Genomic DNA, 7,115 nt, shown 5'->3' with positions numbered 1-7,115 from the left:
GCGGGCATGGCCGCGGCGCTGCGCCGCACCGCGGCCGGGCCCGCCGCCTGACACGGCCCGCCCGACCGCCGCCCCCGGGCGCCGCCGGAAGCACCGTCCGAGCCGCCGCTGAGAACCCGCCGCCGAGAACATCGTCCGGACCGCTCCGGAAGCACCGTCCGAGCCGCCGCGCGGGCCGCCGTGCGGAGGGGCGCCCGGCGGGACGAGGGACCCCGCGGCGCCCCGGCCGGTCACCTCTATTAACTTGTCATGCGGGAAGTTTTTGGACATTCCGGACAGGTGATCGACGTCACTTCCGCGGGTCCGTTTTTCCGGAAAACGCGACCCGGCCGGAAAATGTGATGCGTATCACCGGAGAAGGGGTCCCTGGCCTGCCGGAATCGCGGCGGCGGGGGTGCGGCTCGCGCGAAAGCCCCGGAGAAAAGGGTGACAAGTGACGCATATGGGGCGTTGCCTGGGGATTTTTCACGATCTTGCGAAAGTCCCAGATGGGGCGGGGGTGCCGCCGGAGCGGCCCGCGAGTGTGTACACTCCGTATTCAGGACACCCCAGGGAGTGATTTTCGTGATTTTGTGGCGGGCCAAACGGCACTTCACGTTGCTTTATAGGGCGTGAACTCGCTAGTTTCCCAACCCGTCCGACTCCGTCGAGTGGAAACCTGAGGTGACCCGGCGTGGCTCTTCCGCCCCTAACCCCCGAACAGCGCGCCGCAGCCCTGGAGAAGGCTGCCAAGGCCCGCAAGGAGCGGGCCGAGGTCAAGAACCGGCTCAAGCACGGGGGAACCTCGCTTGCCGAGGTCCTCAAGGAGGGGCAGACCGACGACGTCATCGGGAAGATGAAGGTGTCGGCCCTCCTGGAATCGCTGCCCGGTGTGGGCAAGGTCCGTGCGAAGCAGATCATGGAGCGCCTGGGCATCGCCGAGTCCCGCCGCGTGCGGGGTCTCGGCGCCAACCAGCGCGCCTCCCTGGAGCGTGAGTTCGGCGGCGGTGGAAACCGCTGACGTGCGACTCACGGGCGGGCGCGGCGGTGTGACCGTCGCGGCCGGCTCCGGCGCGCCCGGCGGCGGGCCCCCCGGCACGTCCGGCGGCGCGCCCTCGTCCGGCTCCATCCCGTCCAGCCCCGGCGCGCCTGACCCCGCGCCGGGCGGCTCCCCCTCGTCGCAGGACTCCTCGGTCCGGCGGCTGACGGTCCTGTCCGGGCCGTCGGGCGTCGGCAAGAGCACGGTCGTCGCCGAGATCCGACGGGCTCACCCCGAGGTGTGGCTGTCGGTCTCGGTGACCACCCGGGCCCCCCGGCCGGGGGAGACCCACGGGGTGCAGTACTACTTCGTCGACGACGCCGGTTTCGACCGGCTCGTCGCCGAGGGGGAACTGCTCGAATGGGCCGAGTTCGCGGGCAACCGCTACGGCACCCCGCGGCGGCCGGTCGTGGAACGGCTGGCCGCCGGGCGGCCCGTGCTGCTGGAGATCGACCTGCAGGGCGCGCGCCAGGTCCGGCGGGCGATGCCCGAGGCGATGCTGGTCTTCCTGGCGCCGCCCTCGTGGGAGGAGCTGGTCCGCCGCCTGGTCGGCCGCGGCACCGAGCCCGCGGACGTGATCGAGCGGCGGCTGGCGGCGGCGCGCGTGGAGCTGGCCGCCGAGAAGGAGTTCGACGTGACGCTGGTGAACACGTCCGTCCAGGACGTGTGCGACGAACTGCTAACCTTGATGGCTGTTCGTCAATAGCCGCGTCTAGGGGAAGGCCACATAGTGGCAGCCAGTTCCGAGGGCATCACCAACCCGTCGATCGACGAGCTCCTCGAGGTCGTCGACACCAAGTACGGCCTGGTCACCATCGCCGCCAAGCGCGCTCGGCAGATCAACGCCTACTACGCGCAGCTCGGCGAGGGCCTGCTGGAGTACGTCGGCCCGCTCGTGGAGACCCAGGTGCAGGAGAAGCCGCTGTCGATCGCGCTGCGCGAGACGCGGGAGGGCCTCCTGCACGCCGAGCCGATCGAGGGCTGAGCCGCCCCGACCGCATAACGGAACATGACCGATCCCAGGCCGCGCGTCGTCCTCGGCGTCGGCGCGGGCATCGCCGCCTACAAGGTGTGCGAGCTGCTGCGGCGGTTCACGGAGTCCGGACACGACGTGCGCGTGGTGCCGACCGCCGACGCGCTGCGGTTCGTCGGCGCCGCCACATGGGAGGCGCTGTCGGGCCATCCGGTGTCGACCCAGGTGTGGGACGACGTCGACCAGGTGGCGCACGTGCGCCTGGGCAAGGAGGCCGACCTGGTCTTCGTCGCGCCCGCCACCGCCGACCTGCTGGCGCGGGCCGCGCACGGCCGGGCCGACGACCTGCTCACCGGCACCCTGCTGACCGCCCGGTGCCCCGTGGTGTTCGCGCCCGCGATGCACACCGAGATGTGGGAGCATCCGGCGACCCAGGACAACGTGGCGCTGCTGCGCTCCCGCGGCGCGATCGTGGTCGATCCCGCCTCGGGGCGGCTGACCGGCGCCGACACCGGGCCGGGGCGGCTGCCCGAGCCCGCCGAGCTGTTCGAGGTGGGCCGGCGGGTGCTGGCGCGCGGCCGGGCCGCGCCCGACCTCGCGGGCCGGCACGTGGTGATCTCGGCGGGCGGCACCCGCGAGGCGATCGACCCGGTGCGCTTCATCGGCAACCGCTCCTCGGGCCTGCAGGGGTACGCGCTGGCCCGCACGGCGGTGGCGCGCGGCGCGCGGGTGACCGTGGTGGCCGCCAACGTCGCCCTGCCCGACCCGGCGGGCGCCCGCGTGGTCGCGGTGGAGTCGGCCGCCCAGATGCGCGCGGCCGTGCTGGAGGCCGCCGAGGACGCCGACGCGGTGGTGATGGCCGCCGCCGTCGCCGACTTCCGGCCCGCGGACTACCGCGACTCCAAGATCAAGAAGGTGCCGGGGGCGGAGCCGGAGCCGATCAGGCTGGTCAAGAACCCCGACATCCTCGCCGAGCTGAGCGCCCGCCCGCGCGGCGGCCAGGTGGTGGTGGGGTTCGCCGCCGAGACCGACGACGTGCTGAACGCGGGGCGCGAGAAGCTCGCCCGCAAGGGCTGCGACCTGCTGGTGGTCAACGAGGTCGGCGCCGACCTGGCGTTCGGGCGGCCGGACAACGCCGCCGTGGTGCTGGCCGCCGACGGCGCCGAGACGCCGGTGCCGCGCGGCCCCAAGGAGGACCTGGCCGACGTGGTGTGGGATCTGGTCGCCGAGCGTCTGAAACCGGGCGCCGGCGCGTCCTGAAGGCGTTAGGTGGCAATGAACCGCGACAACTGGTCAAATAGCACATTTGTCCGGTGGTGTCGTCGGAGCGTGCCGAGGAATCATTGTCGCTAGACTTCCTCGAACACCGTCGCCGCCACGGTGCGGGGAGCCACAGTCCCTGCCGAGTCCACAATCCGTCCTGCGACATCAGTCAGCAGCCGCTGCAAGGAGTTCACGTACGTGTCTCGCCGCCTGTTCACCTCCGAGTCCGTCACCGAGGGACACCCGGACAAGATCGCGGACCAGATCAGCGACGCGATTCTCGACGCCATGCTGAAAGACGACCCCAAGAGCCGGGTCGCCGTCGAGACCATGATCACCACTGGGCAGGTGCACGTCGCCGGTGAGGTGACCACCGAGACCTACGTGGACATCCCCGGGGTGATCCGGGAGAAGATCCTGGAGATCGGGTACGACTCGTCGAAGAAGGGCTTCGACGGGCACTCCTGCGGCGTGTCGGTGTCGATCGGGGCCCAGTCGCCCGACATCGCCCAGGGCGTGGACGACGCCTACGAGTCCCGCGAGGGCGAGGCCGGCGACGAGCTCGACCGGCAGGGCGCCGGCGACCAGGGCCTGATGTTCGGCTACGCCACCAACGAGACCCCCGAGCTGATGCCGCTGCCGATCACGCTGGCGCACCGGCTGGCGCAGCGGCTGGCGCACGTCCGCAAGCAGGGCGTGGTGCCCTACCTGCGCCCGGACGGCAAGACCCAGGTGACCATCGAGTACGACGGCGCCCGCGCGGTCCGCCTGGACACCGTGGTGGTCTCCAGCCAGCACGCCCCCGACATCAACCTCAAGGAGCTGCTCACCCCCGACATCAAGGAGAACGTGGTCGACCCGGTGCTGGCCGAGTTCGACCTGGACTCCGAGGGGTACCGGCTGCTGGTCAACCCCACCGGCCGGTTCGAGATCGGCGGCCCGATGGGCGACGCCGGGCTGACCGGCCGCAAGATCATCGTGGACACCTACGGCGGCATGGCGCGGCACGGCGGCGGCGCGTTCTCCGGCAAGGACCCCTCCAAGGTGGACCGCTCGGCCGCCTACGCCATGCGCTGGGTCGCCAAGAACATCGTGGCCGCCGGGCTGGCCGACCGCGCCGAGGTGCAGGTCGCCTACGCCATCGGCAAGGCCCACCCGGTCGGGGTGTTCGTGGAGACCTTCGGCACCGAGAAGCTGCCGGTCGAGAAGATCCAGGCCGCCGTCCTGGAGGTGTTCGACCTGCGCCCGGCCGCCATCGTCCGCGACCTGGACCTGCTGCGCCCGATCTACCAGCAGACCGCCGCCTACGGCCACTTCGGCCGCTCCGAGCCCGACTTCTCCTGGGAGCGCACCGACCGCGCCAAGGACCTCGCGAGCGCCGCGGGCCTGTGACGCCCCGCCCGCCCGCGGCCGGGGCGTCCGCGGTCGCCTGACGGACCGGGAAGGCCCCGTTGGAGCCGATGCTCCAACGGGGCCTTCGGCGTTGCGGCGCGTGAGGTTCGGGGGCGTCCGGCTAGCAGGCCGACCCGCGGGGGAGCTTGTAGACGGCTCTGAGCGTGTAACGGCCGGGGGCCGTGGTGCGGAGGCGGACGAACTCCCCCTCCTGCTTCAGGCACGCGCCTGCGGGCCCCTGGACGGCCAGCCACGGCGACCACGAGATCCGCACGAGCGGCGACGCCCCCGCCCGGGGGACGTCCAGGACGAGCCGGTCGGCGGTTATGCGCACGACCGCGGCGGGCGGGTCGGCCAGGGGCTGCGGGTCGGTGACGCCGAACAGCCGCCAGTGCTCGTCGCGCCACACCTCGCGCAGCCAGGGCTGGCCGCGGCGGATCAGCTCGGCCTCCTGCTCGGCCGACCAGTCGGTCTCCACCTCCGGCAGCACCACGTACCGCACGCCCCAGCGCAGCAGCCACTCGCGGTAGGCGGCGGGGGTGAGGGCGCCGTCGTAGAACAGCGCGTTGCGGTCGGCGTCGACCTGCCGGTTCCAGCCGCGGGCGAGCACGACGTGCCGGCTGAGCCCCGACGCCTCCCAGTGCGAGCGCAGCGGGACGACCTCCACCCGGCCCCGGTCGGCGCCGCGCCGCACCAGCTCGGCGACCAGCTCGTCGGAGTGCCGGGCGGCGGCCATGGCGGGCCGGGTGTGGATCAGGTCGTCGACCGGCTTGACCACCTGCCACACGGCGGTGGCGGCGAACGCGGCGCCGAGCACGGCCAGCCTGCGGCGGTCGCGGACGACGGCCATGGCGCACAGCAGCAGCACGCCGCCGAACATCAGCGCCAGCCGCTCCACGTTGCTGCCGACCGGGGAGGGGATCAGGTAGGTGAGCGTGATCCCGGCCAGGTACACGGCGGTGCCGACGCGGACCGTGCGCCACGCCGGGGGCGCGAACAGCACGAGCGCGACGACGCTGGCGAGGGTGGGCAGCACCACGGCGGTGAAGGAGATCGGCTGGACGCCCTTGAACGGGAACAGCAGCGTCGTGGCGGCCACCACCGCCGGCGGGCCCGCGGCCAGGGCGCAGCCGGTGCCGCGCCGCCCGGTCAGGAACAGCGCCGCCGCCGGCACCATGACGAACAGGCCCGCCACCGGGCTGGCCAGCGTGGTGACCGCGGTCAGCGACGTCAGCGCGACGCCGCGCGGCAGGGGGGCGCCGCGCCGCGAGAGCGCCACGACGGTGGCGATCAGCGCGAAGAACAGGCCGAGCCCGAACGTCACCCGCCCGGCGGCGGCGTTGCACGACAGCGAGAACGCCGCCCACAGCGCGGCGGGCAGCGTCAGCGGCGCCCGGTAGCGCACGAGCAGGTAGGCGGTGAGCGTGGCCGACAGCGTGCCGGTCACGCAGGCGACCGTGCGGATGCCCGCCCAGGCCATCAGGTGCGGCGACAGCACGCTGTAGGACGCGGGGTGCATGCCGCCGTACCAGAACAGGGCGTAGGGGGAGTCGGGGTGGCTGCGGGCGAAGTGCGTCCAGGCGTGCTGCGCCGCCAGGTCGCCGCCCTCGGCCGCCAGGAACAGCCCCCACACCAGGTGCAGCGCCGCCGCCAGGAGGGTGGCGGCGGTGACGGGGTGGCGCGGGTCCGTCCACCGGCGCCCCGGATGCCCGGACGCGCCGGGACGGCCGGTGCGCGACGGCCGTTCGCGCAGGTGGGACAGGCCGGGGACCGCGGTCACGGCGACTCGGGGGAAATCGGTGACGCTCGGAGCATCGGGCAATGATCCAATGAATCCGGCACGCCTTACAAACCGTGCCCGGCGGCCCGGGGCCGACGGCCGCCGCGGCGTCGGCCTGATCTGGTAGGACGGTTGGCGTGAGCAACGACGGCGGGGGAGCGGAGCTGATCCCGGGGCTGGACGACGTCCCGCGGGTGGTCCCCGAGCGCCCCGCCTCCGCGGCGGGGAAGGGCGGGAGCGGGCGCGCGGCGGCCAAGGGCGCCCGGACGCCCGCCGCGACGCTGCCGGTCGCGCGGGTCGCGGTGGAGGTGCCGCTGGCCCATCTGGACCGCCCGTTCGACTACCTGGTGCCCGACCGGCTCGACGCGCAGGCCGTGCCCGGGTGCCGGGTGCGGGTGCGGTTCGCCGGGCAGCTGGTGGACGGGCTGCTGCTCGACCGCGTCGCCGACAGCGCCCACGAGGGCCGGCTGGCCTACCTGGAGCGGGTCGTCTCGCCCGAGCCGGTGCTGACCCCGCAGGTGGCGGCGCTGGCCCGCGAGGTCGCCGACCGGTACGCCGGCACCCTCGCCGACGTGCTGCGCCTGGCGATCCCGCCGCGGCACGCCCGGGTGGAGGCCGAGCCGCCCCCGGCCTCCGCCGCCGCGCCGGACGCACCGGCGCCGGCCGCCGACCCCGGGCCGTGGCGCGAG

General features: G+C 73.7%; 7 protein-coding genes. 6 read left to right on the top strand and 1 reads right to left on the bottom strand.

The features are described from left to right. The first annotated feature begins 673 nt into the window (after positions 1-673). The 5 genes from mihF (at position 674) to metK (ending at position 4,646) form a co-directional block, all read left to right on the top strand. Positions 674-1,000, top strand: a complete 327-nt coding sequence (gene mihF, locus ABD879_RS31380) for an integration host factor, actinobacterial type (RefSeq protein ID WP_285492525.1) — start codon at positions 674-676, stop codon at positions 998-1,000. 181 nt (positions 1,001-1,181) lie between these two features. After that, complete coding sequence (gmk, locus tag ABD879_RS31375; RefSeq protein WP_345025390.1) at positions 1,182-1,724, top strand: guanylate kinase; 543 nt, start codon at positions 1,182-1,184, stop codon at positions 1,722-1,724. Between the two features lie 24 nt (positions 1,725-1,748). After that, positions 1,749-2,003 carry a DNA-directed RNA polymerase subunit omega gene (rpoZ, locus tag ABD879_RS31370; RefSeq protein WP_285492526.1) on the top strand — a complete coding sequence of 85 codons (255 nt, stop codon included), beginning with the start codon at positions 1,749-1,751 and terminating at the stop codon, positions 2,001-2,003. 24 nt (positions 2,004-2,027) lie between these two features. Then, on the top strand, positions 2,028-3,251 hold the full coding sequence (gene coaBC, locus ABD879_RS31365; RefSeq protein WP_345025388.1) for a bifunctional phosphopantothenoylcysteine decarboxylase/phosphopantothenate--cysteine ligase CoaBC: 1,224 nt from the start codon (positions 2,028-2,030) through the stop codon (positions 3,249-3,251). Positions 3,252-3,452: 201 nt separating this feature from the next. Beyond that, positions 3,453-4,646 carry a methionine adenosyltransferase gene (gene metK / locus ABD879_RS31360; protein ID WP_345025387.1) on the top strand — a complete coding sequence of 398 codons (1,194 nt, stop codon included), beginning with the start codon at positions 3,453-3,455 and terminating at the stop codon, positions 4,644-4,646. Positions 4,647-4,767: 121 nt separating this feature from the next. Here the strand turns inward: metK and ABD879_RS31355 are convergent, their stop codons facing one another. Next, entirely contained in the window at positions 4,768-6,426 is a 1,659-nt protein-coding gene (locus ABD879_RS31355) for an MFS transporter (RefSeq protein WP_345025386.1), read from the bottom strand. A gap of 137 nt (positions 6,427-6,563) precedes the next feature. Here ABD879_RS31355 and ABD879_RS31350 point away from each other — a divergent pair. Then, positions 6,564-7,115: primosomal protein N' family DNA-binding protein (locus ABD879_RS31350; RefSeq protein WP_486303744.1), on the top strand; the 552-nt coding region annotated here is incomplete at its 3' end.

Source organism: Actinomadura keratinilytica, assembly GCF_039539665.1.
GTDB classification, from domain to species: Bacteria; Actinomycetota; Actinomycetes; order Streptosporangiales; family Streptosporangiaceae; genus Spirillospora; species Spirillospora keratinilytica.
Note: the sequence above shows the minus strand (reverse complement) of the source record. Positions and strands in the feature narration are given on the sequence as shown.

What these genes read in the sequence shown, in the direction of transcription:
- coaBC (WP_345025388.1), top strand. Translation starts at nt 2,028, where the DNA reads ATGACCGATCCCAGGCCGCGCGTCGTCCTCGGCGTCGGCGCGGGCATC.